We start from the raw sequence: 26,419 nt of genomic DNA, 5'->3' as shown, positions 1-26,419 counted from the left end.
CCTGAAACACTGAGGTCGTGCACGCATTCGACGTCCTCGGCGATCCTGTCCGGCGCCGGATCCTGGAGTTGCTGGCCGGCGGCGAGCAGAGCTCCGGCGAGCTCACCGCCGTCATCCAGCGCGAGTTCGGCATCTCCCAGCCGGCCGTTTCCCAACATCTGAAGGTGCTGCGTGACAACGGGTTCGCCAGCGTGCGGGCTCAGGGCACGCGACGGCTTTACGCCGTCCAGCCCGGGCCTCTGCAGGAAATCGACGCGTGGCTGGAGCTCTTCCGCGGCTTCTGGACTCAGCGCCTGGACGCGCTGGCCACGGAGCTGGCCCGCGGCAAGCGCGAACGCCGCATGACAGGCGAGACGAAGGACACCTGATGGACTTGTTTGACGAGATCACCCGGGCGCATCGCGAGTTGCTCGACGGCGACCGCAAGGTCGTCACCTTGCGCCGGAGCTACGACGCCGACGTCGAGGACGTGTGGGACGCCTGCACCAGCGCCGAGCGGCTGAGCCGCTGGTTCCTGCCCGTGACAGGAGACCTGAAGCTGGGCGGCAAATACCAGTTCGAGGGCAACGCGGGCGGCGAGATCCTGCAGTGCGAGCCGCCCCGCCTGCTGAAGGTCAGCTGGCTGTTCGGCGACAACCCCGGCTTCTCCGAGGTGGAGGTGCGCCTGTCCGCCGAGGACGGCGGCACCCTGTTCGAACTGGTCCACACCGCCGAGGTGCCGCCCGAGTTCTGGGCGATGGGTGGTCCGGGCTCGGTCGGGGTCGGCTGGGACCTCGGGCTGCTGGGCCTGAGCCTGCACCTGTCGGGCCTGCCGCAGTTCGACGAGAGCACCTTCCACCTGACCGACGAGGGCCGGCGGGTCATCATCGAGAGCAGCGAGGCGTGGGGCCGGGCTTACGAGGCCGCGGGCGGCGCGCCGGACCAGGTCGCCGCCGCCGTCGCGAACATCACCGCCTTCTACGCCCCCGAGGAAGAGTCGTCGTGACGACGCCGAGGTAGCGGGCGGCCCGGCGGGCTCATCCTCGCCGCTTTCGCCGTTCAGGGGCGGGGGGTGGGGGACGGCGTGCTCTGGTTACCTGCTTCCCCGACCTGGGCGGTGGGCAGCGGTGCGATCACGTTGTTGACCAGGGCGGTCGCGGCCGTGGTCGCGATGGCGATGGCGGCGGCGGCCAGCGGCGGGCCCAGCGTGCGCAGCGTACGGATGCTCCTGATGCGCGCCCACGGCTCGCCCGCCAGCCGCATCAGCCGCCATTCCCACCACAAGCCGAGCCCGATGCTGACGACCGCGATGTTGCCCACGGCGACGAGCGTGCCGATCAGCGCCTCGTCCGCCGCGGGCACCGGTGCCGTGGTCGAGGGCGGAGTGGCGGTGACGGCGGCGAGCGTCTGGACGTAGACGGGCAGTTCGACGAGGAGCGCGGCCACCAGCAACGCCATCGACTTCGCGATCGGGTTGTCGCCGCGCACCCGCGGATAGAAGTAGCCGAAGATCATGCAGAGGGCGGGCAGCGAGATCAGGGCGAGCAGAGCCGTCAGCGCATCGGTGCTTCCGCTGCGCCACGTGTCGGCGGACACGATGATCCGTACCGTCGAGAAGGGCAGCGACAGGAGCGTTCCCATGGCGAGCGCCGCCAGCGCGTTCTGCCACGGCGTCCGCCCCGCGACGGTGGCGAGGGCGTAGTCGGAATCGAGGGGCCCGGCGTGCTCGTCGCCCGCCCGTTCGAGCGCCGCGCGCTGTTCCTCGAAGGCGGCCGGCGAGCCGTCACTCGCCGGTCCCTGCCGCAGCAGGCCGGTCAGGGAGAGGCGGACGGAGCGGCGCCTGATCATGTCGCGGACCAGGGTCCGGTGCTCGGTGGCGGACACGGGGGTCAACGCCGCGGGTCCCGCCGCGTCGGCGCGGGGCAGCAGCCAGGCGATGCCGGCCCAGGCCAGCAGCAGCGCCGGCCCGAAGTACTCGGTGCTCCCGGCGGCCTGCCAGCTCAGCATGAGCAGGAAGAACACGGCCGTGTGGAAGGCGATCGTCGAGGTCAGAGCAGCGCTTTCCTGGCCGATGCGGCGTACTCGGACGAGGAGCGCGGCCAAGGCCAGCAGCAGCACACCGTACGTGGCGAAGAAGTAGACCGGGGTCAGGATCGATTCGAGCTGGTCGGCGGTCATATGCGTCGTGGTCCACTCAGAGCTGGCCGCGTAGTACACGACGCCCAGCGGCACCGGCACGGCGACGGCGCATGCGGCCGCAGTACGTGTGGACCATCGGTGGCTCGCCTCGGTGACCCAGCCGATGGCCAGGACGGACATGAACACGACGTACAGTGCGAACCACACCGCGTGTCCGGGGACGATCCCGTCCACGGCGATCCGTCCGGCCATCAGCGCGCCGACGGCCAGCGTGCCAAGCGCGACGACCGGCAGAGCGCGCCGCCACCGGGGGACCGCCGCCACCACACCTGTGGCGACCGCGACGGCGACCGGCCCCCACAAGACGACCGCGTTGCCGGTGAGCATCCACAGTGCCCACAGCAAGAGCACGATGCCGGCCAGCGCTACCGCCCCGGCCCCGACCAGCGTTGGGCGGGTGTCGCTCAGGGCCCGGGCGGCGGAGACGACTGACAGCAGGGGAAGGCCGAACGTCAGAACCGCCATGGCGGTCACGGCCAGACTCCCTCCTTCGAGGAAACCCGAGCCGGACAACACCACGAGCAGGACGGAGACGGCCAGTGGCATGGCCGCGCACACCCAGTTGCGGCGCCGCCGCCACCATGCGCCGCCGAGCGCCCGCACGAGGGCGTAGAGCAGGGCCAGCCAGGCCGCCACCTCGGAGACGGTCTGCAGCGCTGTCCAGCTTCGCGGGAGGAGTTCCACCTCAGGCTGTTCCTCCGGACTGCTGTCCGGCTCGCTGCCTTCGATGTAGGAGGTGATCGCTCCGCCATCCAGGAGGTAACCGGCCACGGATCCGGTCTGGCCGTCCCTGAGGAAAGCGGCTCTCATCGAGCTCCGGGCGTTCATGCGCAGGTGGTGCCGGTCCTGGCTCAGCGGCGGGGAGCCGCGCGTGCCGCTCACCGTCCAGCCGGTGGCGGAGACGACGATCTCGTGCGCTGTCAGAGGAAGCATGTCTTCGCCGTCGGGCGGTGAGAAGTCGACGCCTATGAGACCGCCGTCGTCGGGGTCGGCGAAACCATAGGTCCGACCGGTGAAGGTGACGACCGCCTCGCTCGCGCCGCGCTCCAGCCGTACGACGGGCGCGGCGAAGACGATCGGCATCCGGGAGGAGTTCGAATCCGGGGTGACCCACCCCAGCCTGGTCACGGCGAACATATCGGGATAGCGAGCAGCGGCGCCCGACCTCATGGCGGCGACGTCGGGATCATCGGCCGGCACCCGCAGCTCGTGCGTGACCGTGAACACGTAGGGAATGTCGTCCGGCTCGTCGCCGCCGGCGGTGGCCGTCGCCGACGGATGGGCGCGCCAGGCGTCGGGCTGAGCCTGGGCGAGCGTGACGTAGGTGGTCGCGATCCGCGCCTGAGCGGACGGGGTTGGAGTGGCCGGACCCTTCGTGATGACGAGCTCGGCGCTGCCGACCTGGGCGCTGCCGGAGCCGTCCTCGCAACTGACGAGCACTCGGTACGTGCCGGGGCTGATGTTCCTCTCCAGCTCCACCTCGCCGGACACGCCGCCGCCGGCGGTGGGCTCCAGGGCCGTGTTGTACGGGAAGGCGTCAGATACCACGAAAGCGGTGGGTACCTGGCAGGAGGCGCTCACCCGCACCGCATCGGTTCCGGCCGGCACACGTGGCGGGTCGAGGGTCACGCGAAGCGGGGCGGGCGAGGGGGTCTCCGTGGGCTCTTCGGCGGGATACTCCCCAGGCGGAGGCGGCACGTCCACGTTCATCACCGTGAGCAACCCGCCGGCGACGGCAAGGAGCACCACCCCGACGCTCAGCCACCGTGCCGTCCGGCGCCGCGGCCGGGACTCTTCTGGTGCCACCCCCACATCACGCATGATCCATCTCGGGCCCGCATATCAGGGCACGAAGATGCGGAATCGTGATCACCACCGTGACGGAGAACGTCTCCTCGTTGCCGAGGACGGCCTTCTCTGGCTTCGGGCGGTCGGCCGGGCGGCGGCTGCACTGGGTAGGGTGGTGAGTGAATGCTCACTAACGAACGGAAGGGGAAGGCGCATGAGGCTCGTCGTATTCGGCGCGACCGGCGGCATCGGGCTGGAGGTGGTCCGCCAAGGGCTCGACCTGCGCCACGAGATCACCGCGGTCGTGCGCTCGGCGTCCCGGCTGCCCGCTGAGCTGCATGCGCGGGTCGACGTCGTCGAGGCCGACGTGATGGACCCCGACGCCATCACGCCGGCGGTCAAGGGCCGCGATGCGGTGATCACCGCGATCGGCCCGCGCGGACGCGGCCCGACCACCGTCCACTCCGCCAGTATCGCCTCCATCATCGAGGCCATGCGGCGGACGGGGGTGCGGCGGCTGCTGACGGTGGGCGCGAGCGGCATGGTGGCCGACGCGGGCGACGGCCTGCTCACGCGGTACGTGCTCAAGCCGCTCGTCGTGCAGCGCGTGTTCGGCCAGTCCTACGCCGACCTGGCCGCGTCGGAGGAGCTGGTGCGGGCCTCCGATCTGGACTGGACGATCGTGCGGCCCTCGCGGCTGACGAACGCGGGGCGTACCAACCGCTACCGCACCGCCCGGGACCTCAATGTGCGGGGCGGCATGAGCACCACCCGCGCCGACGTGGCCGACTGCATGCTGGGGCTGATCGGCGACCCCACGTCGGCGCGGCACGTCATCTCGGTGGCGTCCTAGGCCGTAGTCCGGGCCGGTCGCCTCAAGGGCGTTCGTCCCAGCGGCCGTCGGCCTTGGCACGTTCGACCGCCGCCAGGCCGGCCGGGCGCATCCGGCCCTCGCGTCGCAGGCGCTCGACGCGGGCGATGTTGGGCTGGGACCACGGGCTGCGGGTGCGGCGCGGGCTGAAGCGCTGCAGGTAGGTCGCGGAGTCGCGGGAGCGGGCCTGGCCGTCGATCCAGCCGTAGCACAGCGCCTCCTCCAGCGCCTGCCCGTAGGTGAGGGTCGTCGGCTCCGTCGTGCCCTTCTTGGCGATCACGAGCCACACCTCGGTCTCGCTGTCGTGGTGGCCGGCCAGCCAGTCCCGCCACGCGGCGGCGTCGGTGAATATGGTCATGACGTCTCCTTGAGTGCGGCGCGGACGCTCAGGTAGTGCGGGTTGTACATCAGGCCCAGGATGTTGCCCCAGGGGTCGATCACTGAGGCGGTGATGAAACCCTCGCCCCGGTCGTGCGGGGCGTCGTGCTCCCGGGCGCCCATGGACACGAGCCGCGCGAGGGCCGCCGGCACGTCGTCGACGTGCCAGAACACCACGGCGCCCGCCGGTCCGACCGTGCTGGGAGCCGGGGTCTTGGCCAGCTCGCTGCCCGCATGCTTGCTGTTGACGAAGCCGAGCTCGTGCAGGTAGTCGCCGATGCGGAACTCCATGTAGTCCGGCGTGTCGAGGTAGGGCGCGAGGCCCAGCAGCTCGGTGTACCAGCGCTTGGTCGCCTCCATGTCGGGGGTGTAGTAGGCGACGGTGGTGAGCCCGGCCAGCATGGTCGGTTCCTTTCCTCTCGGGTTCATGTGACCATCCTCGCCGCGAAAGTGCTCATCAATTGAGCACTTTGTTTGCGAGGATGAGGACATGCGTGCCGACCGTCTCGTAGCCGTCCTGTTGCTCCTCCAGGCCCGTGGCCGGGTGACCGCCGCTGAGCTGGCGGAGGAGCTGGAGATCTCCGTGGCCACCGCCCGCCGCGACCTGGAGGCGTTGTCGGCGGCGGGCATCCCGGTGTACCCGCAGCAGGGCCGCGGCGGCGGCTGGCAGCTCGTCGGCGGCGCCCGTACCGACCTCACCGGTCTGACCGCGGCCGAAGCCCGGGCGTTGTTCCTGATGCTGGGGCCGGCGACGACCGCGGCAGCCCCGCTGACGTCGGCGCTGCGCAAGCTGATGCGAGCCCTGCCCGCGACGTTCCGGGCCGACGCCGAGGCCGCGGCGCGAGCGGTGGTGTCGGACTCGGCGCGGTGGGGCGAGGTCGGCCGGGAGCTGCCGGAGCTGGTGGAGGACCTGCAGGGCGCCGTGGTGGGCCGGCGGAAGGTGCGGCTGGCCTACACCGGCAGGGGCGGGCGCTCGACGGAGCGGCTGGTGGATCCGCTGGGGCTGGTCGACAAGGACGGCGTGTGGTATCTGCTGGCCGGCACGGACAGCGGGCGGCGCACGTTCCGCGTCGATCGGATCGCCGGCGCCCAGATGACGGACCTGCCCGCCGAGCACCCCGACGACTTCGACCTGTCGGCGGAGTGGGAGCGGGTCGTCGACGAGGTCGAGCAGCGGCGCTCGCTCGTCTCGGCGGTGGTGCTGATCCACGACCGGCACGTGCCGGTGTTGCGTGACCAGTTCGGCCGCCATTGCGAGGTGCTCGGGCAGGACGCCGGCGGCCGGACCCGGGTGCGGGTGGCGGCGCCGATGGCGCTGTCGATCGCCGAGCACCTGGCCGGGTGGGGCGCCCGGATCGAGGTGGTGGAGCCGGAGCAGGTCCGCGCCGAGCTGGCCAGGATCGGCGCGGAGCTGGTCGCGCGTTACGCCCCCTGAAGGTGGTGGGTCAGCGCCGAGGGGTCGCGTTCGGGCGGACCGGCCGGCCACCAGCCGCCGTCGCGCTCGACGAACGGGTACCAGCGGCCGTCGCGGCCGTAGCGCAGCTGTAGGGAGCCGAGGGTCCAGCGGTTGCGCCACGCCTCGATCGGGGGTGGCCGCTCGCCTTCCCAGCCGGCTTCCAGCAGGGCTCGCGCCCTGGCCAGGTCCCGCCGGGGCGGTGTCCAGGCCGATTCGAGCACCTCCAGGCCGTCGGCGCCGCCGTGGCGCCAGGCCGCCACCGCGCTCTCCAGGCCGAGGTCCAGGTCGTGCTCGGCGGCCAGGCGTACCCGGTCCTGGTATTCGGTCAGCTCCGGGAGACGGCCGCGTACCAGCAGCTCGCGGGCGCGGGCGGCGGCGGAGGCGGCCAGCACCCGCAGGGCCGCCACGTCCACGGACTCGGCACCGGTTCCTGGCTCCAGGGCGGGCGGGGCGAAGGGGACGTCGGAGGGGGGTGGCTCGGGCAGCGGCGGCACGCCGGCGGCGAACGCCTCTGCCGCCGGCACCCCGCGCGCGGCCTGCGCGGTGTCGGGCACGTCGCGGCCCTGGAGCGCCTCGATCAGCTGCCGCTCGCCGCGCCCGCGCATCAGCAGCAGCACGAACGGGTCGGCGTCCAGCAGCCAGGAGACCTGGTAGCACAGGGCGGCGGCGTGCTGGCACGGGTGCCCCCAGTCGGGGCAGGAGCACTCCGGCTCCAGGTCACCGACGGCGGGCAGCAGCGGCACGGCGGCGTCCTCGGCGGCTTGGACCAGGTCGTGCGGCATGTCGCGGTCGAGCAGCGCGGCGATGTGCCCGCTCTTGGCGGCGACCTGGTCCAGGAAACGTTCCCATTCGGCGTCGGTGAGCTGCTCGACACGTACGACGGTGTCGTATTCGCTGTCGGCGACGGCGGCGATGCGCCCCGGGCTGACGGTGATGGGGCCGAGCCGGCCGATTTTGGCGTACGTGCGGCCCTTGCGCAGCAGGACCTGGTCGAGCGAGGTGTCCTCCATCGCCTTGATCCAGGCGCGCCCCCACCAGGAGGTGGCGAAACGGGCGCCGGCGCGCTGCGGCGGGAAAGCGGAGAATCCGCGTGCGTCGTTCATCGCAGCTCCACGAGCGCGGCCAGTTCGGCGTCGGTCAGTTCGGTGAAGGCGGCCTCGCCCGAGGCGAGCACGGCGTCGGCGAGCGAGCGCTTGGCTGTCAGCATCTCGGCGACCCGGTCCTCGATCGTGCCTTCGGCGATCAGCCGGTGCACCTGGACGGGGCGGGTCTGGCCGATGCGGTAGGCGCGGTCGGTGGCCTGGTCCTCCACGGCGGGGTTCCACCAGCGGTCGTAGTGGATGACGTGGTCGGCGCGGGTGAGGTTCAGCCCGGTGCCGGCGGCCTTGAGCGACAGCAGGAACACCGGGGCCTGGCCGTCCTGGAAGCGGCGCACCATCTCCTCGCGTCGGGCGACGGGGGTGCCGCCGTGCAGCAGTTGCGTGGGCACGCCGCGTTCGGTCAGGTGTTTGTCGATGAGGCGGGCCATGGCGACGTATTGAGTGAACACCAGCACCGCGCCGTCCTCGGCGACGATGGTGTCGACGAGCTCGTCGAGCAGCTCCAGCTTGCCGGAGCGGCCGGGCAGCCTGGAGGCGCTTTCGTGCAGGTACTGGGCGGGGTGGTTGCAGATCTGCTTGAGCCCGGTCAGCAGCTTGACGATGAGGCCGCGCCTGGCCATGCCCTGGGCGTCCGCGATCTGCTGCATGATCTCCCGCACCACCGCCTCGTACAGGCCGGCCTGCTCGGTGGTGAGGGCGACCGGCCGGTCGGTCTCGGTCTTGGGCGGCAGCTCGGGTGCGATGCCGGGGTCGCTCTTGCGGCGGCGCAACAGGAACGGCCCTACCAGCCGGGCCAGCCGGGCCGCCGTCTCGCTGTCGCCGGACTCGACGGGTTTGGCCCACCGCGACCGGAATCGGGCGAGCGGGCCGAGCAGCCCCGGCGTGGTCCAGTCGAGGATGGCCCACAACTCCGACAGGTTGTTCTCGACCGGGGTGCCGGTCAGGGCGACGCGGGCGGCGGCGGGGATCTCGCGGAGAGCCTTGGCGGTGCCGGAGGCCGGGTTCTTGACGTGTTGTGCCTCGTCGGCGACAAGCAGGCCCCAGGAGTGCGCGCCCAGCCGGGCCGCGTCGAGCCGCATCGTGCCGTACGTCGTCAGGATGAATCCCTCGTCGGCCAGGGTGCGGGCGGCGCCGTGGAAGCGTCGTACCGGGACTCCTGGCGCGAATCTGGCGATCTCCCGCTCCCAGTTGCCCAGCAGCGACGCCGGGCACACCACGAGCGTGGGCCCGGCGTTCCTGTGCAGGTGGAGGGCGATCAGCGTGATGGTCTTGCCCAGGCCCATGTCGTCGGCCAGGCAGCCGCCGAGCCCGAGCGAGGTCATCCTGGCCAGCCAGCGCAGCCCGTGCAGCTGGTAGTCGCGCAGGGTGGCGGCCAGCCCTTCCGGCTGGGCGATCTCCGCCGGCTCGGCCAGCCGGTCGCGCAGCTCCCGCAGCCAGGCGGTGGGCTCCACGGGCACCTGTTCGCCGTCGACCTCGACCGATCCGGTCAGCGCGGCGCCGAGGGCGTCCAGCCCGGTCAGCGGCTTGAGGTCGCGCTGGCGGGCCTTGCGGGCCAGGTCGGGGTCGATGAGCACCCACTGGTCGCGCAGCCGTACGACGGGCCGGTGTGCTTCGGCCAGCCGGTCCATCTCGGCGGCCGTCAGCCGCTGCCCGCCGAGGGCGAGCTGCCAGTTGAAGCTGGTCAGGTGGTGGCCGCCGAGGAACGACGGCAGGTCGGACGGCGCCGCGTCCTGCTCGCCGATGACGGCGGTGGCGGTCAGGCCGCGCACCAGCGACCTCGGCCAGTGGACTTCCACTCCGGCCGCTGCCAGCCGCTGCGCGGCGCCGGCCAGCAGGTCTTCCACGTCGCCGTCGGACAGGGCCAGCTCGTCCGGCACCGCGTTGTCGAGCAGCCGTTCCAGCCGTGGCCAGGCGCGGGCCGCGCGGCGGATGGCGAGTGTCGCCTCGATCCTGGCCCGTGGCCCGAACCCGGGATCGTTGCCCTGCCACAGCTCGGCCGCGTCCACCACCAGCGACGGATCGGCCAGGCTGTGCAGCTGGACCACCGCGCGGAACTCGGCGAGTGCCAGGTCGTCGCCCTCCAGGCGCAGGGACAGGCGCACCCCGGCGTCGAGCCCGGCCGACAACTCCTCGGCCCACCGGCGCAGGTGCGGCACTTTCACGGGTTTGACGGCGGCGTAGGCGGTGGTGCCGGTGGCGCGTACGGCGCCGGGCGAGCGCGGCATGGCGTCGGCGACGGCGTCGAGGAAGGCCCGCAGCAGGTTTTCCGCATCGGGCAGCCACAGCTCCTCGCCGATCGGCCCATCGCCGCCGTCGATCGGGACGGCGCGGGCGGTGGCGGGCATGGCGGCGGCCAGGTCGCGGATGCGCTGTACGTCTGCCGCGTCCAAGGGGCCGGCGCGCCAGGAGTCGTGGTCGCCCGCCGTCACGCCGGGCACGATGCGGCCGCGGGTGACAAGCTGGAGAGCGACCAGCGCGGCCGCGCCCCAGAAGCGGGCGGCGGGATGGGCCTGTTCGTCGGTGCGTGCCCTTGCCAGGGCCGCCACCGCCGTCGCCACAGGCACCCGCGTGGCGGCGACCCGGCGGGGGCGCACCGCGCCGGCGTGCTGCTCGGCCACGGTCACGGCGTCGTCCCCGCCCGGGTCCAGAAACGTCACATGCCCGGACCTGGGCGGGTCGCCGGGTTCGAAGACTGCTGCGTGCCTCACTAGATCCGTCATGACATTCACGACCGTACAGTGTACGGTACGGGAGGGGTGTGGTTTACCACAGTCACGGTCGGGCACTCGCCTCATTCCGGGCATATCTGATCTTCCATAGCCTTGAGCCCATGACTGATTGGCTCGTTGCACTGATGGAGACTCTCGGGGCCCCGGGGGCGGGCCTCGCGATCGCGTTAGAGAACCTGTTCCCGCCCCTGCCCAGCGAGGTGATCCTGCCGCTGTCCGGCTTCACCGCCAGCAGGGGCGAGATGGACCTGGTGGCGGTGCTGGTGTGGACGACACTGGGCTCGGTGGTCGGCGCGCTGGCGCTGTACTGGGTGGGGGCGCTGCTGGGGCGCGAGCGCGTGCACGCCATCGCCGCCCGGCTGCCGCTGGTGAAGGTCTCCGACATCGAGAAGACGGAGGCGTGGTTCGCCCGGCACGGCCGCAAGACGGTGTTCTTCGGCAGGATGATCCCCATCTTCCGCAGCCTCATCTCGGTCCCGGCGGGGGTGGAGCGCATGCCGCTGCCCGCGTTCATGCTGCTGACGACGGCCGGGAGCCTGATCTGGAACACCATCTTCGTGCTGGCCGGCTATTTCCTGGGTGAGAACTGGTCGCTGGTCGAGGCCTACGTCGGGGTCGGCACCAACATCGTGATCGGCATGGTGGTGGCGGCGGTGCTGGTGTTCGTCGGCGTGCGGCTGGCCGAGCGCCGTAAGGGCAAGCATGCGGCTCGTCGTTGAGGGGCTGCGGCAGCTGGGCGCGGTGACGCTGGGCGCCGTCACCGCGCTGGGCGGCCTGGCGTTCGTGCTCCCGGCGCTGCCGTTCGCGGGCCGTCCGAACGTCGGCGCGGCGGCGCGGCGGCTGGCCCGGCTGGAGGCGCGCCGCCTGCGCGTGGACATCGCCGCCCTCGACGCGCTCACCGCGAACGACGGGCGGCCGCTGCGCTATCTGGCCGCGCGGGCGCCCGTGGGCCTGCTGGGCGGGATGGTGATCCTTATGCTCGCCTTCGGGGCATGGCAAGGGGGGCAGCTGGCCTGGGCGTGGCTGTGGGGTGAGCCGTTCGACGGGATGGCGCGCTCGCTGCCCCTCGCCCTGTACACCGGCACCTTCGGGAGCGTGCTGCTGTTCGTGGCCCTGTCGGGCGTGGCGGGGGTGCACGTTCTGGAGCGGCGGCTGGCGATGCGGATGCTCGGCCCGGACCGTACCGAGGCGCTGGAGCGCAGGATCGCCGAGCTGGCCGAGAGCCGGGCGGGCATCGTGGCGGCGGTGGACTCCGAGCGGCGCCGCATCGAGCGGGACCTGCACGACGGGCTGCAGCAGCGCCTGGTGGCGCTGTCGATGCTCGTCGGGCGCGCCCGGCGGGGGCGGCCGGAGCTGCTGGAGCAGGCGCACCAGGAGGCGCAGCAGGCGCTGGCCGAGCTGCGCGAGGTGGCCTGGCGGGTCTATCCGAGCGGCCTGGACTCGCTCGGGCTGGGCGAAGCGCTCGCGGGCGTGGCCGAACGCTCCAGCGTGCCGGTGAGGGTAGCGTGCGACCTGCGCCGGCGGCCGCCGATGGTGGTGGAGACGGCGGCGTACTTCGTGGTGTGCGAAGCCGTGACGAACGCCGCCAAGCACGCCGGCGCGGAGCTCATCACGGTCGAGGTGCGCGAGGAGGATGCGGCGGTGGTCGTACGGGTGCGCGACGACGGGGTGGGCGGCGCGAGCCGCGCGGGCGGCGGGCTGTCCGGGCTGGCCCGGCGGGTGGCCGCGCTGGACGGCGTCTTCGAGGTCGACAGCCCGGCGGGCGGGCCGACGACGATCACGGCGGTGCTGCCGTGCGGGTGATCCTGGCCGAGCCCGCGGTCGAGGTGCCGGTGTTGTCGCATACCAGTGGGTACAGCCGGCGGGTGCCGGCCGAGCCGCACTTCCTGGAGTCCTGACGATCCACCGACAAATGCAGCAGCCTTGACCACTTGATTTGTCGGTGGAAGGGTTGGGGCATGTCCACCAAGACCGTTGCCGCCAAGCTGCTCGTCAAGCCCCAGACCACCGTGTGGGTCTCCGACCCCGCCCACCGCCCGCTCCTCGAACCGCTGCCCGACGGCGCCCACCACGTCGAGGACCTGAAGGAAGCGGACGTCGCGGTCGTCTTCGCCGCCGATGCCGCCGCGGCTCGCGGCCTGCTCGACCGGCACCGCGACCAGCTGACCGCGCCGGGCGTGTTGTGGGTGGCCTACCCCAAGGGCAACAAGTCCGACATCAACCGCGACACGCTGTGGCCGATCGTGGGCGAGTACGGCCTGCGGCCCAACAGCCAGGTCGCCGTCGACGAGGTGTGGTCGGCGCTGCGCTTCCGCCCGCTCAAGGAGGGCGAGGCGCCGTTCACGGGCGGTCGTTGACCACGCGCTCATCACCCTGCCGGGGTCGCTCCGCGGCAGGGTGAGCCAACGGCGTACCTGGGCACCACGTATGCCGTTGACACGCTCGGCCTCGTCTTCGTACGCTCGGGCTCGGCTGGTGCGGCCTGCCGCTTGCACCCCTTCCGGGGAGGGTGAACGCACCGCGATCTCGCGCCTGATCCTCTTCACACGGCCGCGGACGCCGTCAGTAACGCAAGCGCTGATCATGTGCGTCCGCATCGGCACTCTGGAGGATCACCTTCATGCGTACCTTCCGCGACGCCAAGGCGATGGCCAAGACCCTGCGCGCCGAGCTCCTCGACCGCTGCCAGGTCGAGCTCTCCCACAGCGCCTGCCTGGAGATCGTGGCCCGGCAGTTCGGCCTGGACAACTACAACATCCTGGCGGCCAAGCTCGAGGAGAGCGGGCCCGGCGAGCAGCCGCGGGCGGGCTCGGTGTGGCGCACTCCGTTCTCGGAGACCACCACCATCCCGGTCCTGCGGGTCTTCTCCGAGGAGGCGGCCAAGGACTTCTACGTCGACTTCCTCGGTTTCACCCTGGACTTCGGCGGGCCGGCCCGCGGGCCCGGCACCCCGTTCTACGGCCAGGTCTCCCGGCCGGGCACGACGCTGCAGCTGAGCGAGCACGCGTACCAGGCCGGGCCGGGCGCGACGGTCGACATCTGGCTGGCCGGGCTCGACGGCCTGTGGGAGGAGCTGTCGGCCTACGTCCAGGAGAGGAACCTCCGCATCTGGGGGCCGGGGATCTGGGTGCCGGACATCATGAAGGTGGAATGGGACGCCCGGGTGCTGATCCTCGCCGACCCGTTCGGCAACCACCTGCGGCTCAGCGAGCCCGATGATCCGGCCTCCCACGCCGTCCTGCCCCGCTGGACGTTCTCCCGCGACGCCGGCTGACGCTATTTCAGCTGGCCGAAGAAGGCCCGCAGGTCCGCGGCCAGCGCCTGCGGCGCCTCCATGGCCGGGAAGTGGCCGCCCCGCTCGTGCTCCGTCCAGAAGGTGTCGGCGGACGGGTTGAGCAGCCTGCGGACCGTGGCGTCGGCGCCGAACACCGAGAGTCCCTGCGGCACCGCCGCCGGCGCCCCCCAGTCGGTGGAGTGGGCCTGCTCGTACAAGTGGCGGGCCGCCGAGATGCCGGAGCCGGTGAACCAGTACAGGCTCACGATCGTGAGCAACTGGTCCCGGTCGTACGGCAGGTCAGTCCACTCCTCGAACTTCTCCGCGATCCAGCCGAGCTGTCCGGCCGGCGAGTCGTTGAGCAGGTACCCGATGGTCTGAGGTCGGCTGTTCTGGATCGCCAGGTATCCGCTGCCCTCGCTGCGGAATGCCGCCATCCGGTCCAGGATCAGCCGGTCCACCTCGTCCTGCGGGTCCAGCCCGTCCGCCATGCCGGGCAGGAAGGTGGCGGTGCTGGCGGCGGTGCGGGCGTCGGTCACCACGTGCACCCCGGCGACGTGCTCACCGTCGAGCCCGGCCACCGCGCCGGAGACGCCGGCGCCGATGTCGCCGCCGTGGACGCCGTAGCGGCCGTATCCGAGGCGGCGCATCAGCTCGGCCCAGGCCCGCGCGGTGCGGCCGAGCGCCCAGCCCGCCTCGCGGACGGGGGTCGAGAAGCCGAAGCCGGGCAGCGACGGCACCACCAGGTGGAAGTCCTGCCTCAGGTGCTCGATCAGGGCGGTGAACTCGGCGAACAAGCTCGGGTAGCCGTGGGTGAGCACCAGCGGGAGTGCGCCGGGGTCGTCGCAGCGAAGGTGCAGGAAGTGGATCGGCTGCCCGTCGATTTCGGTGACGTACTGCGGATACTCGTTGAGCCGAGCCTCGGTGGCCCGCCAGTCGTAGCCGTCGGCCCAGTAGGCCGCCAGCTCCTTCAGGAACTCCAGCGGCACGCCGCGGCTCCACCCGACGCCGGGCAGCTCGTCCGGCCAGCGGGTCCTGGCCAGCCGGTCGGCCAGGTCATCGACGTCGGCCTGGGGGACGGCGATGCGGTACGGCTGGATGTCCATGGGGTTTCTCCTTCGGCTGAGGTACGCCTCCCACGCTACGGACCAATCCGGAACACTTCTTTCCGCTATCGATGTCAGAGTCGAAGAATGCTGGAGACCTCGGCGAGGCTGCTGAAATTGCTGTCCCTGTTACAAGCGCGGCGTGACTGGACCGGCGACGAGCTGGCCGCACGCCTGCACGTGACCACGCGGACCATCCGCAACGACATGGAACGGCTGCGCCGCCTCGGCTACCCGGTGCACGCCACGGCTGGTCCGACCGGCGGCTACCGGCTCGGCGCGGGGGCGGCGCTGCCGCCGCTGCTGCTCGACGACGAGGAGGCGGTGGCCATCGCCGTGAGCCTGCGCACGGCCGCCGGCGGCACCGTCGCCGGGATCGAGGAGACCTCCGCCCGGGCGCTGGTCAAGCTGCAGCAGGTGCTGCCGCCGCGGCTGCGCCGCCGGGTGGAGGCGCTGCGGGTGTACACGGTGCCGGAGCGCTGGGCGGGGCCGAGCGTCGACGCCGGTGTCCTGACCACGATCGCGACCGCGTGCCGGGATCATGAGCGGCTGCGCTTCGAATACCGTACATACGACGGCGGCCAGGCGGTCCGCACCACCGAGCCGCACCGTCTCGTGCACACCAGGCACCGCTGGTATCTGCTCGCCTGGGACCTGGATCGCGACGACTGGCGTACCTTCCGGGTCGACCGCATCCAGCCCCGCACGCCCGCGGGCCCTCGCTTCACCCCGCGCCCGCTGCCGGAAGGGGGCGACGTCGCGCGGCACGTGGCCCGTGGCGTCGGCGAGGCGACCTGGCGCTACCGGGCTCGGGTGATCGTCCATGCGCCGGCCGAGCGGGTGGCGAGGCGGTTGCCGGTGCCGGCCGAGATCCAGCCGGTAGGGGAGGACCGGTGCGTGTTCGAGCCCGGGTCGGACGATCCGCTGATGCTGGCGGGCTACCTGGCCATGCTCGGCGAGGACTTCACGGTCGAGGGGTCGCCCGAGCTGGCCGCGGAGCTGCATACGATCGCCCGGCGGTTCCTGCGCGCGATCGGCTCCTAGCCCGCGGCCGGTCAGGTGCCGCCGGCGGACCTGTCCAGAAGGGAGACGATGGACATCTCATGCGACAAGATCACAGGCGCGCTTGCGTCGAGGACTGAGCCCCGGCAAGATGCAGCATCTGCTCGAGCTTGCGAAGCGGGACACGATGGCCGCGATGCGGGTGGTTCGCGGGTTCGTCTGCGACCGGCTCGGAGCGCCGCCTACGCCGGCGATCATGACGCCTTTGTGTTTGACACGATCAAAACGCGGCAGTCGCTGCTGCACCGCCAACGAGAAGTCCCCCGCGGTATGGAGGAGTCGTGACGTACGAGATTCGTCCAATCGGAGTCGTCGAGTCGCCCTTGGCGGATCGCGCGAGCGCTCCGAAGCAGGGTGTGGAGGGCAGCCCCGAGGCTTGGCTGGTGTTCGATCCCGCAATGGCCGACGGTATCCGTGATCTTACGGTCGGCGATGAGGTGTTCGTCCTCACGTGGCTGCACCTCGCCGACCGATCCGTGCTGGCGGTACATCCGCGCGATGACCTGCGGAATCCGCTGACCGGTGTCTTCAGTACCCGTTCCTCCGACCGGCCCAATCCCATCGGTCTGCACCGAGTTCGGGTGCTCGCGATCGACGGGCTTCGGGTGCGGGTAGCCGATCTCGAGGCCATCGACGGCACCCCGATCGTTGACGTGAAACCGGTCCTGGACGCGACGCGCTAGCGGTGTTCTTCGGCCGAGAGGTGCCGCTCGGGGTCACGGCGAGCGCGGTCAGGAGGGTGGCCGCCGGTCTGCCTACGAGCCGGCGACGACTCCAGCGGGAGCCACCTCCCAGACGAAGCCGTCCGGATCGGTGAAGGGCCCGGCATCGCTGCCAATGATGAGCCGGTGCGAGCCAGTGCCGTCGGGAGCGACGCCGGCGACCTTGGCGAGGGCACGACTCTTGTAGAGGTGCCGGTAAGAAACGTGTCATGAGCCCCAAACGGCGTTGATCTTGCTGTGACTTGCCTGGTCAATGCTGGGCGGTCATGAAACACCCCCCGATGCACATCGACGAGCTGGTCGAGCACTGGACGATCCTGGACGAAGAGCGCGACCTCATCGCCGGAAAGCGCGACGCCACGCGACTCGGCTTCGCGATCTTGCTGAAGTTCTACACGCAGCACGGCCGGTTCCTGCGCGGCCGCTCGGAACTGCCAGACGACGTGGTTGAGCACGTGGCCAAACAGGTTCAGGTGCCGGCCTCAGAGCTCGGCTTCTACGAGTGGTCCGGCTCGACGATCGAGTACCACCGCAGTCAGATCCGCACGCACCTGGGCTTTCGCACCTGCACGACCGCGGACGCGACGAAGCTGGCGGTGTGGCTGGCCGAGAACGTCGCGCACGCCGAGCGGCGGCCCGAGCGGGTACGAGAGGAGTTGCTCAAGCATCTGCGCGAGGAGCGGATCGAACCGCCGACGCCTGGGCGGATCTCCCGGATCGTGGCTTCAGCGCTGCACAACGCGGAGGTCACCTGGTCGGTGCGGATCTGCTCCCGGTTGAGCCCCGAGACCACCCAGCGCATCTGCGCGCTGGTCGGCATCGACGATGCCAGCCGCGCGGGAGCCGAGGCGGTCGGCGACGGCCAGGAGCCGGCCAGCGAGACGGCTGTAGAGGACGACGACGAGAACTTCGACGTGCTGGCGTTCATCAAGTCCGCGCCGGGCAACGTGAGCCTGGAGTCGATGATGACCGAGATACGCAAGCTGGCGGCGGTCCGCTCGATCGAGCTGCCGCCCGGGTTGTTCGCCGACGTGGCGCCCAAGATGCTGGCGTCCTGGCGGGCCCGGGCGGCGGTGGAGGCTCCCTCGCACATGCGCACGCACCCGCGCGAGGTGACTGTCCTGCTGCTGGCGGCGCTGGTCCACGAGCGGGAGCGGGAGATCACCGACACACTGGTGGAGCTGCTGATCGCCACGGTGCATCGGATCAAGGCGCGGGCCGACAGCAAGGTGACCAAGGAGCTGATCAACGCGTTCAAGCGGGTGACCGGCAAGGAGAACATCCTGTTCAAGGTCGCCGACGCCGCCCTCGGTCACCCCGACGATCCGGTCCGCCAGGTCATCTTCCCGGCCGTCACCGGCGGTGAGCAGACGCTCAAGGATCTGGTGCACGAGTTCAAGACCAAGGGCCCGGCCTACCGCACCACGGTGCACCACGCTGCGCGCCTCCTACACCAACCACTACCGCCGCGGCCTGATCGCGCTGCTGGACACCCTGGAGTTCAGGAGCAACAACACCGTCTACCAGCCGGTGATCGAGGCGCTGGAGCTGATCCGCCGCTACGCCAAGGCGGGCAACACCACCTACTACCCGCGCGGCGAGGTGGTGCCCGAGCACCGCGGCACCGCGGGCGACTGGGAGAACCTGGTGTTCAAGAACGACAAGCGCGGGCGCCGGCGGGTGGTGCGGATGGTGTATGAGATCGTCACCTTCCAGGCGCTGCGCGACGCGCTGCGGTGCAAGGAGATCTGGGTGGCCGGCGCCCACTCCTTCCGCAACCCGGAGGAGGACCTGCCCAAGGATTTTGCCGCCCGCCGTGTGGAGAACTACGCCGAGCTGCGCAAACCGCTGGACCCGAAGGACTTCATCGCCGAGTTGAAGGCCGAGATGCGCGCGGAACTGGAGGCGCTCAACACCGCGCTGCCCAAGCTGGACTGGGTGGCGATCTCCGAGCGCAAGTTCGGCGCGATCAAGCTGACGAAGCTCGGCCCGACGGAGGAGCCGCGAAACCTGCGCAAGATCAAGAACGAGGTGAGGCGGCGCTGGGGCTCGGTTCCGCTGATCGACATGCTCAAGGAGGCGGTGCTGCGCACCGGCTGCCTGAAGGCCGTCACCTCGGTGGCGGGCAGCTCCAGCCTCAGGCAGGAGGTCCTGGCCGAACGGCTGATGCTGGCGATCTTCGGGTACGGCACTAACACCGGGATCCGGGCGGTCGCCGCCGGTGGCCACGCTTACAGCGAGGACGACATCCGCTACGTGCGGCGCCGCTACCTGACCCCTCAGATCGCCACCGACATCGCCACCGACATCGCCACCGACATCGCGATCGCCATCGCGAACGCGACCTTCACCGCGCGGGACGTGGAGCTGTGGGGCGAGGGGACGACCACCGTCGCCTCCGACTCCACGCACGTGCGCGCCTACGACCAGAACATCTTCACCGAGTGGCACTCCCGCTACGGCGGCCGAGGCATCCTCATCTACTGGCACATCGAACGCGGGTCCATGGTCGTGCACTCCCAGACGTTGCGCGCCTCGGCCTCGGAGGTGCACGCGATGATCGAGGGCGCGGTACGGCACGGCACCACGATGAAGGTCGAGGGCAACTATGTCGACTCCCACGGCCAGACGGAAATCGGGTTCGGCGTGACCAGGCTCTTGGGCTTTGACCTGCTGCCACGCATCAAGCAGATCAACAAGGTCAAGCTCTACCGCGTGGAGAGCGGTGAAAGCGACCTGTACCCGCGCTGACACCGGCGATGACCCGGCCGATCAAGTGGGAACTGATCGAGCAGAACTACGACCAGATGATCAAGTACGCCACCGCGATCAAACAGGGCACCGCCTCCACCGAGGCGATCCTGCGCCGCTTCACCGAGTCCGCCTCGCACCCGACCTACCAGGCCATGCTGGAGGTCGGCCGCGCGCAGAAGACCATCTTCGTTGCTCGCTATCTGCGCCTGCGTGAACTCCAGCGGGAGATCCAGGAAGGGCTCAACGTGGTGGAGTCCTCCAACGGCGCCAACAGCGTCATCTTCTACGGCAAGGGCGGTGACATCGCCACCAACCGGCGTGAGGAGCTGGAGATGAGCGTGTTGTGTCTGCGGATCCTGCAGGCCGCACTCGTGTACATCAACACCCTTATGCTGCAGGACGTCCTCGCCGATCCGGAGTGGGCCAAGCTGCTCAAGCCCGCCGACCGGCGCGGACTGACTCCGCTGTTCCGGCAGCACGTCCAGCCCTACGGCGAGGTACGGCTGGATGTGGCCAAGCGCCTGCCGCTCGGCGGCAGTGCACCGGCCCCGGAGGCGGGCAACCCGGAGTAGCTTCACGATCGTGATGGTGGACCGGTGCGCGCCGGCCCGACGCGACCGCGCGCATCGCATGCCTGGCCAAGCCGGGTCATCGTTTAGCGGCGATCTTGGCAAGCAGATCGTCGAAGGCGGCGCAGGACCGAGCCTGCCCGACGCGAGGGCACGCGGTGAACGAGCAAGATCCTAAAACCGAAGATGATCAATCAGGGCCTCTACGGGGCGAGGGGGTTGGCATTGTCATCGCTCCCTGTGGCCACCCGGCACGCCATTTGGCGGATAGGTTCCGACACTTGGCGATGCCGGGAAAGGGCGCCCGCGTCCTAGGCTCCGAGCCGGAAGGGAGTATTCAATGGGCAAATACACCATTTCGGACGACGTGCTCGTGCCTATGCGGGACGGTACGAAGCTGGCGACCACCATCCTCCGCCCTGACATCGACGAGCCTGTCCCGGCGCTGTTGTTGCGCACCCCCTACGGCAAGAGCTGGCAGGACCTCGCCCCGTTGGACTTCCTGCCGCCTCTCGCGCTGGTCGAGGCAGGATACGCGGTGGCGCTCCAGCTCAACCGGGGCATGTTCGACTCCGAGGGCACGTTCACCCCGCACATCGATGATGCCGCCGATGGCGAGGACGCGGTGCGGTGGCTGTGCGAGCAGGCCTGGTGCGATGGAAACGTCGGCGCCTTCGGCCCCTCGTACCTGGGATTCACCCAATGGGCCGCCGCCTCGACCGGGGTCGAGGGGCTGCGGGCCATAGTGCCCATGGTGTCCAGCGCCGATCTGTACCGTGCTCCCTGGTATTCGCCGGGAGGCGCGATGTCCCTGCACACCGGGCTCGCCTGGAGCCACACCCAGGCCGCGAATGTGCTGCGGGGCGATGTCCATCTCGACGCCGAGAAGGCGCGCGACCTCGCGGCCCTGGGCGCGGTCATGGCCGACCCCGACGCGGTCGTCCGGCACACCCCGACCTGCGACCACCCCTTGCTGGCCAAGCGCATGCCGTGGATGCTCTCCGAGGTGCTCCGGCGCCCGGACCGCGACGAGCACTGGCAGGCGCTCAGCGTGATCGACAAGGCGGCGTCGATCACCGCGCCGGCGCTCACCATCGCGGGCTGGTACGACCTGTTCCTCGGCGAGGGCTTGCAGGCCTACACCCGGATGAAGCAGGAGGGCGGCTCGGCCGCGGCCCGCGAGGGACAGCGGCTGATCATCGGGCCGTGGAGCCACATGAACCACCTCGGGAAGTTCCCCGACCGGAACTTCGGCATGATGGGCGGCATGGCCATGGCCGATCTCATCGGCGCGCACGTGGCCTTCTTCGACCGGTGGGTACGGGGCCGCGAGGACGCCCTGGACGGCCGGTCACCGGTGCGGATCTTCGTCATGGGAATCGACCAGTGGCGCGACGAGGCCGACTGGCCCCTGCCCGACACCCGCTACGTCCCGTACTTTCTCGACGGCGCGGGCCCGGCGAACACCGCCGCCGGCGCCGGACGCCTGTCCACGGCCGATCCTGCCCATGAGACCGCCGACGCCTATCTGTACGACCCGCGCCGCCCGGTGCCCACGCTCGGCGGCACGATCATGGATATGGTGAACTTCGACGGCCCGGCTGATCAGCGCCCGGTGCACGGCCGTGACGACGTCCTGTGCTTCAGCACCGAGATCCTCGACGATCCGCTCGAGGTCACCGGCCCGGTGTCGGCGACCTTGTTCGTGTCGTCCTCGGCCTTCGACACCGACTTCACCGCGAAGCTGGTCGACGTGCATCCCGACGGCAGGGCCATCATCCTGTGCGACGGCATCCAGCGCATGCGCTACCGCGCCTCACTCGAACGTCCCGAGCTCATGACGCCGGGCGAAGTGTACGAGATCACCATCGACATGACCGCGACCTCGAACGTCTTCCTGCCCGGCCATCGGATCCTGCTGGAGATCTCCAGCAGCAACTTCCCACGCTACGACCGCAATTCCAACACCGGCGGCGTCATCCACAAGGAGCACGAGGACGACATGGTCGCGGCCGTCAACCGCGTCCACCGCGGCCCCGATCAGCCCAGCAGGCTCATCCTGCCGATCATCAGCCGGTGATCTCGGGCGGGTGCAGCAGATAGCGCCGGGCCGCGAGCGCGAGGTGGACACGCAGCCGGCCCGGCGCGTCGCGTACCGGCCATCCCAGATGCCGCTCGATCGTCGCCAGCCGGGCGTGCAGGGTCGAGTGATGCACGAACAACGCCGCCGCGGCCAGCCGCAGACTGGCGTGGGACACGACGGCGACCAGCGTTTCCAGCACCCACGGCGCCGTCGCGGCCACGGCCTCGAGCGTCGCCACGTCCGGCACCTGCCCACCCGCGCCCCGCAGACCGGCCGCCAGCACCGTGAGCGTGCCCAGCTCTTCGGCCGAGACGACGCTGGGGCCGGGATCGCGCTCGTCGCCCTCGGCGGCGAAGGCCAGTGCCAGGCTCGCCTGCCTCCAGGATTTCGGCAGGTCAAGGACGGTAACCGCCGGACCGATGCCCGTCCTCGGGCTCCCTGTGGGACGCCGCGCGGCGGCGATGCGAAGGGGCGACGCGCCGTTCCGCCCCTGGAGCTCGATCTGTCCGGGGACGCCGGGTCGTGCGATCACCCTGCAGACGTCCTTCGTGCGCAGACCAAGCAGGTGCGCGGCCTCCAGCCGCGCCGGCTCAGCGGCGGCCGCGTCGAGCACCACGGAGACGGCGTCCGCGACGTCGACCGGCCCGATGAAGTCGTCCTGCTCGCGGCGTATGGCCTCGCGTATCGCGAACACCGCCCGATCCAGGACCATGCCCTCGACCAGCGTGCAGGACCCGATCCGCTCCAGCCACAGGGCAGGAGGGCCGCCCTTCGTCACCGGAGCCGACAGCCAGTCCGCGTCCGGCGCGGACACGGGCGGCCCCGACCAGCCGTCGACATCCACGCGAAGGGCGATGCCGCGCTCACTGTCGACGAACCGGACCGGGCAGCGGGTGATGTCCGCGACGGCGCGGAGGATCGGCTCGACACCGGTCCGGCCCTCGACCAGCGCATCGAAGCGCTCGATCACCCGGATCGCGGCCCCAGCCTCGGGGTCGAGCGAGGTGAGCTTGGCCGCGACCACGTGCATGTCCGCCATCCTGCCACGGCCGAAGCCGGGCCTGCACGTCAACGACAAGCTCACCGGCTCCGACGACAAGCCCCTCACGGTGACAGTGCGGCGGCACGCTCAAGGGGCAGGTCACGCTCGCGTTCGTTTCTGGTCAGCTCACCAGCGTGCAGGCTCTCGCGTACGCCTTGTCGGCCGTGCCAGGCAAAGCCGGGGATCCGCGCTGGCGGAAACAATCACGGTCTTGCCGGCCAGGGCAGCGGGGGTTACGACGGCCCCGGGCGTGAGCTGTGCTGACCGCCGGCAACATCGAGAAGCGTGGAGCCCCTTCGTTCTCAGCCGGTTTACGGAAGAAGGATGATCTTGCCGACGACGGTGCGGTCGATGAGCATCTGGAGCGCCTTGGCAGCCTCGGACAATGGCAGCCGCGCCGCCACCTCGGGTCGTAGTTCACCGGTGCGGAGCAGTTCGAGGAGGGTGGTCAGGTCCTCGTCGAAGTTCTTGTTCTGGCTGAGGCCGTAGAACGTCCAGCGGCGTCCGCCGGGTCGCAGCGACCACCACAGCAGCTTGCCGACCGTGGACAACAGCTTTCACGGCGGCCCGATCCGCGACCACGCCGGGTCGGGCCGCTCCTTCCCGACCCCTGTCCGCCCTATCGGAGACGACCGTGGAACTGGGCATCCTCTCCTTGCCTCGAGGACTACGACGACGTGTTCGCGGAGAAGCTGCGGCTGCTGCTCGCCATCCGTGAGAACCCCGAACACGTCACCTGGCGCGGGCGGTTCCGCCCGGCCATGGACGGCCTGTCCGTCCAGCCCTCGCCCCAGCAGTTGCCGCTGTGGCTCGGCGTGGGCGGCACCCCCTCCAGCGTGGAACGCGCCGGCTGCCTCGGCCTGCCCATGGCGCTCGGCCTCATTGGCGGGGACATCCGAACTGGTCCGCCCCCTCGCCGAGCACTACCGCCTCACCCCGCAGCACCGCGAAGGTCGAGGCGCGCGGATGTCTTCATCAGGGGCATGTGGGCGTTGGGCGACGCGTCGGCGTACGCGACCATCCTGGAGAGCGAAGGGGGGAGCCTGGCGAACGTCGTGCACTGGAGAATCGCAACGGTGGAAGGCCAAAGTTTCGACGAGGGTGTGGCCGCGTTCCAACAGGTGTGGAACCCGGCTGACCATCACGGTCCACGTCGTCGCCGGGTTGGCCCCTGGGTTCCTGGTTGAGATTGACGCCGTCGCGGTCGTGTGACACCCGCCGGGATTGTGCCCGGCGGCTTCGGGCGTACTGGGCCATTACCGGACGGCGGCGGCAGGTGACGACTGTTCACTCCTAGGTCAACGACGCCCGCGGCAACTACGAGGGCGCTCCAGCGGCCGGCTCTACCTGCCGTCCGGCCAGGAAGCCTTCTACTGGACGCAGCACCGTTGCCATCCACGCGGGCGCCCGGACCCCGGCGACGACCCGAAGGACGTCGACGCCTTCCGAAGTGTCGGTCGCAAGCCGTGACGCCTGCCCTACCGCGGAGTGTCGACCGCCGCGGCCAATCGCTGGAACTCCTCGTAGTAGCCGTTGAACCAGAAGTCGATGGTCTGCGTCAGGGCGATCGCGGTCAGGTCGCGGTGCGGGTCGTTGAACCAGCTGGTGCCGTAGCCACCCTCCCAGCCGTAGCGGCCCGGCTGCGAGACCTCGTCGGGTGTGACGCTGACGGCCATGCCGTACCCCCAGCCGCGACCGGTGAGCGGGAAGCCGGCATCGGCGAGCTGCCGTGGCGTCAGGTGGTTCATGGTCAGCAGCCGGATCGACTCGGCCGAAAGCAGGCGCCGGCCATGGTGGACGCCCTGGTTGAGTAGGAACCGGCTGAATGCCAGGTAGTCGTCGATGGTTGAGGCCAGCCCTGCGGCACCGGAGGGAAACGCGGGCGGCCGGGTCCACTCCTCCGGCCGCGAGTAGGGCTGGAGCTCCAACTGTCCCGTCTGTGGGTTTGCCCTGTACAGGCCGGGCAACCGCGAGGCGTCGGCGCGTGACAGGGAGAATCCTGTGTGGTTCATGCCCAGCGGCCGGAAGACACGCTTGCGGAGAAGCTTCTCCAGCGGTTCCCGCGCGGCCCGGGCGATCAGCACGCCGAGCACGATGGAGCCGGTGTTGTACTGCCACCGCTGGCCGGGCTTGTACATCAGGGGCAGGGTGCCGTACCGCCGGATCCACTCGTCCGGGTCGTGCGGCGTCCGTGGGTCTGGCTGATCCATCACCAGCTGCAGCTCGTCGGCCGCGGTGATGATCGGGTACGGCGGCTGGAAGCTGGGTTCGAAGATGATGCCGTGGCCCATGCGGACGGTCAGCAGATCTTCGACCGTGATCGGGCGCGCCGCCGGCACAGTTTGGTCGAGCGGTCCGTCGATCCGGGTGAGCACCCGCCGGTTGGCCAGCTCGGGCAGCAGCCGGTCGACCGGCTCGTCCAGTACCAGCCGGCCCTCCTCGACCAGCATCATCGTGGCTACCGCGATGATCGGCTTGGTCATCGAGGCCATCCGGAACGGCGTGCTCCGTCGCATCGGCTCGTGGCCATCCAGCGTCAAGGTGCCGATCGTGTTGACGTGCAGCAGGCCGCGGTGGGCGACGAGGTAGACGATGCCGGCCAGCTCGCGCCGCGCGACGCGGGCCGCCATCGCCTCGTGCAGCCGCGCGAGTCCAGCCCGCCACGACCCGCTGGTGCCGGCCGACGCCGGCGCCACCAGACCGCCCGGCACCACACCAGCGGTCAACGCGGACGCGCCGATCGCCGCCGCACCCGCCAACACTGTTCGCCTATCCATGTCACGGTTCCTTCCATCTCGTACCGACAGCGGATGTTCCGCTTCGCGCATGCTGGGTGAGAAGCTTGTCGCCGGCCGAACTCATCGGTGGCCGTCACCTTCGCGGCCCGCCCAGAAGCCGCACTGGTGGTCGACCGCGAACGGGATGCTCGCGTAGTTGCGCAGTGAGGCGGCGGCGATACCGATGCTGCCGCAGGTGCCTCCCCTCGGCCGCACCGAGGAGCCGCCGGTGGAGAACAGGAGGGTGCCGCTGTGAAGTGGTCGGCCGCGGCGGCGAGTGCGGATCGCAGCGTGTCCGGACGCATCACGTCGGCGGCGAAGCCTGCGGCGTGGACTCCGGCCACGGCGAGTTGCGCGGTGAGCCCGTCGACCTTCTGCTGGTTCCGGGCGATGAGTGCGACCTGGTAGCCCTCGGCTCCGAAGCGGTGGGCGATTGCCAGGCCAAGGCCGGGTCCCGCGCCGACGATGGCGATGACGGGCATGGATGAGCTCCCTGTCCGAATAATGACTCGGGTCGATTCGGGTCCGTC

At 70.7% G+C, this 26,419-nt stretch carries 24 protein-coding genes and 1 pseudogene; 15 read left to right on the top strand and 10 right to left on the bottom strand.

What is annotated here, in order from left to right; translation table 11 throughout:
* Nucleotides 1–17: 17 nt before the first annotated feature.
* Nucleotides 18–368 carry an ArsR/SmtB family transcription factor gene (locus EDD27_RS16040; protein ID WP_127933153.1) on the top strand — a complete coding sequence of 117 codons (351 nt, stop codon included), beginning with the start codon at nucleotides 18–20 and terminating at the stop codon, nucleotides 366–368.
* Nucleotides 368–985, top strand: a complete 618-nt coding sequence (locus EDD27_RS16035; protein ID WP_127933152.1) for an SRPBCC family protein — start codon at nucleotides 368–370, stop codon at nucleotides 983–985. Before EDD27_RS16040 ends, EDD27_RS16035 begins: the two co-directional genes overlap by 1 nt.
* 53 nt (nucleotides 986–1,038) lie before the next feature.
* Here EDD27_RS16035 and EDD27_RS16030 read toward each other — a convergent pair whose 3' ends face one another.
* Nucleotides 1,039–3,999 (bottom strand): hypothetical protein, encoded by a 2,961-nt coding sequence (locus EDD27_RS16030; protein WP_127933151.1) that lies wholly within the window; start codon nucleotides 3,997–3,999, stop codon nucleotides 1,039–1,041.
* A 181-nt stretch (nucleotides 4,000–4,180) separates the two neighbouring features.
* Here EDD27_RS16030 and EDD27_RS16025 point away from each other — a divergent pair, with 181 nt between their 5' ends.
* Entirely contained in the window at nucleotides 4,181–4,819 is a 639-nt protein-coding gene (locus tag EDD27_RS16025) for an NAD(P)-dependent oxidoreductase (RefSeq protein ID WP_127933150.1), read from the top strand.
* 22 nt (nucleotides 4,820–4,841) lie between these two features.
* On the opposite strand, the gene EDD27_RS16020 is transcribed toward EDD27_RS16025, so the two are convergent.
* Both EDD27_RS16020 and EDD27_RS16015 read right to left on the bottom strand, forming a co-directional pair.
* Entirely contained in the window at nucleotides 4,842–5,195 is a 354-nt protein-coding gene (locus tag EDD27_RS16020) for a YdeI/OmpD-associated family protein (RefSeq protein ID WP_127933149.1), read from the bottom strand.
* A complete protein-coding gene (locus tag EDD27_RS16015) occupies nucleotides 5,192–5,644 on the bottom strand; it encodes a VOC family protein (RefSeq protein ID WP_241564065.1) in 453 nt (150 codons plus the stop codon). Before EDD27_RS16015 ends, EDD27_RS16020 begins: the two co-directional genes overlap by 4 nt.
* Before the next feature lie 61 nt (nucleotides 5,645–5,705).
* On the opposite strand from EDD27_RS16015, the gene EDD27_RS16010 reads away from it, so the two are divergent.
* A complete protein-coding gene (locus tag EDD27_RS16010; protein ID WP_127933148.1) occupies nucleotides 5,706–6,650 on the top strand; it encodes a helix-turn-helix transcriptional regulator in 945 nt (314 codons plus the stop codon).
* Here the strand turns inward: EDD27_RS16010 and EDD27_RS16005 are convergent.
* Nucleotides 6,638–7,774 carry an SWIM zinc finger family protein gene (locus tag EDD27_RS16005; protein ID WP_127933147.1) on the bottom strand — a complete coding sequence of 379 codons (1,137 nt, stop codon included), beginning with the start codon at nucleotides 7,772–7,774 and terminating at the stop codon, nucleotides 6,638–6,640. The genes EDD27_RS16010 and EDD27_RS16005 overlap by 13 nt on opposite strands.
* Entirely contained in the window at nucleotides 7,771–10,491 is a 2,721-nt protein-coding gene (locus EDD27_RS16000) for a DEAD/DEAH box helicase (protein WP_127933146.1), read from the bottom strand. Before EDD27_RS16000 ends, EDD27_RS16005 begins: the two co-directional genes overlap by 4 nt.
* A 110-nt stretch (nucleotides 10,492–10,601) precedes the next feature.
* On the opposite strand from EDD27_RS16000, the gene EDD27_RS15995 reads away from it, so the two are divergent.
* The 4 genes from EDD27_RS15995 (at nucleotide 10,602) to EDD27_RS15980 (ending at nucleotide 13,774) form a co-directional block, all read left to right on the top strand.
* The gene (locus EDD27_RS15995; RefSeq protein ID WP_127933145.1) at nucleotides 10,602–11,219 is read left to right on the top strand and encodes a DedA family protein; all 618 of its coding nucleotides are present in this window, start codon (nucleotides 10,602–10,604) and stop codon (nucleotides 11,217–11,219) included.
* On the top strand, nucleotides 11,203–12,303 hold the full coding sequence (locus EDD27_RS15990; protein ID WP_127933144.1) for a sensor histidine kinase: 1,101 nt from the start codon (nucleotides 11,203–11,205) through the stop codon (nucleotides 12,301–12,303). Before EDD27_RS15995 ends, EDD27_RS15990 begins: the two co-directional genes overlap by 17 nt.
* A gap of 155 nt (nucleotides 12,304–12,458) precedes the next feature.
* Entirely contained in the window at nucleotides 12,459–12,857 is a 399-nt protein-coding gene (locus EDD27_RS15985) for a hypothetical protein (RefSeq protein ID WP_127933143.1), read from the top strand.
* A 263-nt stretch (nucleotides 12,858–13,120) separates the two neighbouring features.
* Nucleotides 13,121–13,774, top strand: a complete 654-nt coding sequence (locus EDD27_RS15980; protein WP_127933142.1) for a glyoxalase superfamily protein — start codon at nucleotides 13,121–13,123, stop codon at nucleotides 13,772–13,774.
* Nucleotides 13,775–13,776: 2 nt separating this feature from the next.
* Here the strand turns inward: EDD27_RS15980 and EDD27_RS15975 are convergent, their stop codons facing one another.
* A complete protein-coding gene (locus EDD27_RS15975; RefSeq protein WP_127933141.1) occupies nucleotides 13,777–14,880 on the bottom strand; it encodes an epoxide hydrolase family protein in 1,104 nt (367 codons plus the stop codon).
* An 87-nt stretch (nucleotides 14,881–14,967) separates the two neighbouring features.
* Between EDD27_RS15975 and EDD27_RS15965 the strand changes: the two genes are divergently transcribed.
* The 6 genes from EDD27_RS15965 to EDD27_RS15945 all read left to right on the top strand — a co-directional run bounded on the left by EDD27_RS15965 (nucleotide 14,968) and on the right by EDD27_RS15945 (nucleotide 22,067).
* Complete coding sequence (locus EDD27_RS15965; protein ID WP_164903630.1) at nucleotides 14,968–15,924, top strand: helix-turn-helix transcriptional regulator; 957 nt, start codon at nucleotides 14,968–14,970, stop codon at nucleotides 15,922–15,924.
* A 299-nt stretch (nucleotides 15,925–16,223) separates the two neighbouring features.
* Nucleotides 16,224–16,625: a tRNA (N6-threonylcarbamoyladenosine(37)-N6)-methyltransferase TrmO gene (tsaA, locus tag EDD27_RS15960; protein WP_127933139.1), complete on the top strand. Its 402-nt coding sequence runs from the start codon at nucleotides 16,224–16,226 to the stop codon at nucleotides 16,623–16,625.
* 305 nt (nucleotides 16,626–16,930) lie between these two features.
* On the top strand, nucleotides 16,931–18,364 hold the full coding sequence (locus tag EDD27_RS56525; protein ID WP_241564064.1) for a DUF4158 domain-containing protein: 1,434 nt from the start codon (nucleotides 16,931–16,933) through the stop codon (nucleotides 18,362–18,364).
* The gene (locus tag EDD27_RS58280) at nucleotides 18,354–19,415 is read left to right on the top strand and encodes a Tn3 family transposase (RefSeq protein ID WP_338324752.1); all 1,062 of its coding nucleotides are present in this window, start codon (nucleotides 18,354–18,356) and stop codon (nucleotides 19,413–19,415) included. Before EDD27_RS56525 ends, EDD27_RS58280 begins: the two co-directional genes overlap by 11 nt.
* An 8-nt stretch (nucleotides 19,416–19,423) precedes the next feature.
* The gene (locus EDD27_RS57745) at nucleotides 19,424–19,990 is read left to right on the top strand and encodes a Tn3 family transposase (RefSeq protein ID WP_277750715.1); all 567 of its coding nucleotides are present in this window, start codon (nucleotides 19,424–19,426) and stop codon (nucleotides 19,988–19,990) included.
* Nucleotides 19,991–20,327: 337 nt separating this feature from the next.
* On the top strand, nucleotides 20,328–22,067 hold the full coding sequence (locus EDD27_RS15945; protein ID WP_206641435.1) for a CocE/NonD family hydrolase: 1,740 nt from the start codon (nucleotides 20,328–20,330) through the stop codon (nucleotides 22,065–22,067).
* On the opposite strand, the gene EDD27_RS15940 is transcribed toward EDD27_RS15945, so the two are convergent.
* Together EDD27_RS15940 and EDD27_RS15935 are read right to left on the bottom strand one after the other, a co-directional pair.
* Nucleotides 22,057–23,100: a helix-turn-helix domain-containing protein gene (locus EDD27_RS15940; RefSeq protein WP_206641434.1), complete on the bottom strand. Its 1,044-nt coding sequence runs from the start codon at nucleotides 23,098–23,100 to the stop codon at nucleotides 22,057–22,059. The two genes, EDD27_RS15945 and EDD27_RS15940, sit on opposite strands and share 11 nt — an antisense overlap.
* 323 nt (nucleotides 23,101–23,423) lie before the next feature.
* A complete protein-coding gene (locus EDD27_RS15935) occupies nucleotides 23,424–23,663 on the bottom strand; it encodes a zinc-binding dehydrogenase (RefSeq protein ID WP_164903629.1) in 240 nt (79 codons plus the stop codon).
* Between the two features lie 126 nt (nucleotides 23,664–23,789).
* Between EDD27_RS15935 and EDD27_RS55500 the strand changes: the two genes are divergently transcribed.
* Entirely contained in the window at nucleotides 23,790–24,299 is a 510-nt protein-coding gene (locus tag EDD27_RS55500; RefSeq protein WP_206641433.1) for an LLM class flavin-dependent oxidoreductase, read from the top strand.
* A gap of 291 nt (nucleotides 24,300–24,590) precedes the next feature.
* Here EDD27_RS55500 and EDD27_RS15920 read toward each other — a convergent pair whose 3' ends face one another.
* Together EDD27_RS15920 and EDD27_RS58640 are read right to left on the bottom strand one after the other, a co-directional pair.
* Nucleotides 24,591–25,889 (bottom strand): serine hydrolase domain-containing protein, encoded by a 1,299-nt coding sequence (locus EDD27_RS15920; protein ID WP_127933136.1) that lies wholly within the window; start codon nucleotides 25,887–25,889, stop codon nucleotides 24,591–24,593.
* A gap of 266 nt (nucleotides 25,890–26,155) precedes the next feature.
* Nucleotides 26,156–26,371, bottom strand: a pseudogene (locus tag EDD27_RS58640) (SDR family NAD(P)-dependent oxidoreductase); the annotation flags it as partial.
* Nucleotides 26,372–26,419: the final 48 nt, after the last annotated feature.

The organism is Nonomuraea polychroma (assembly GCF_004011505.1).
GTDB lineage: Bacteria > Actinomycetota > Actinomycetes > Streptosporangiales > Streptosporangiaceae > Nonomuraea > Nonomuraea polychroma.
Note: the sequence above shows the minus strand (reverse complement) of the source record. Positions and strands in the feature narration are given on the sequence as shown.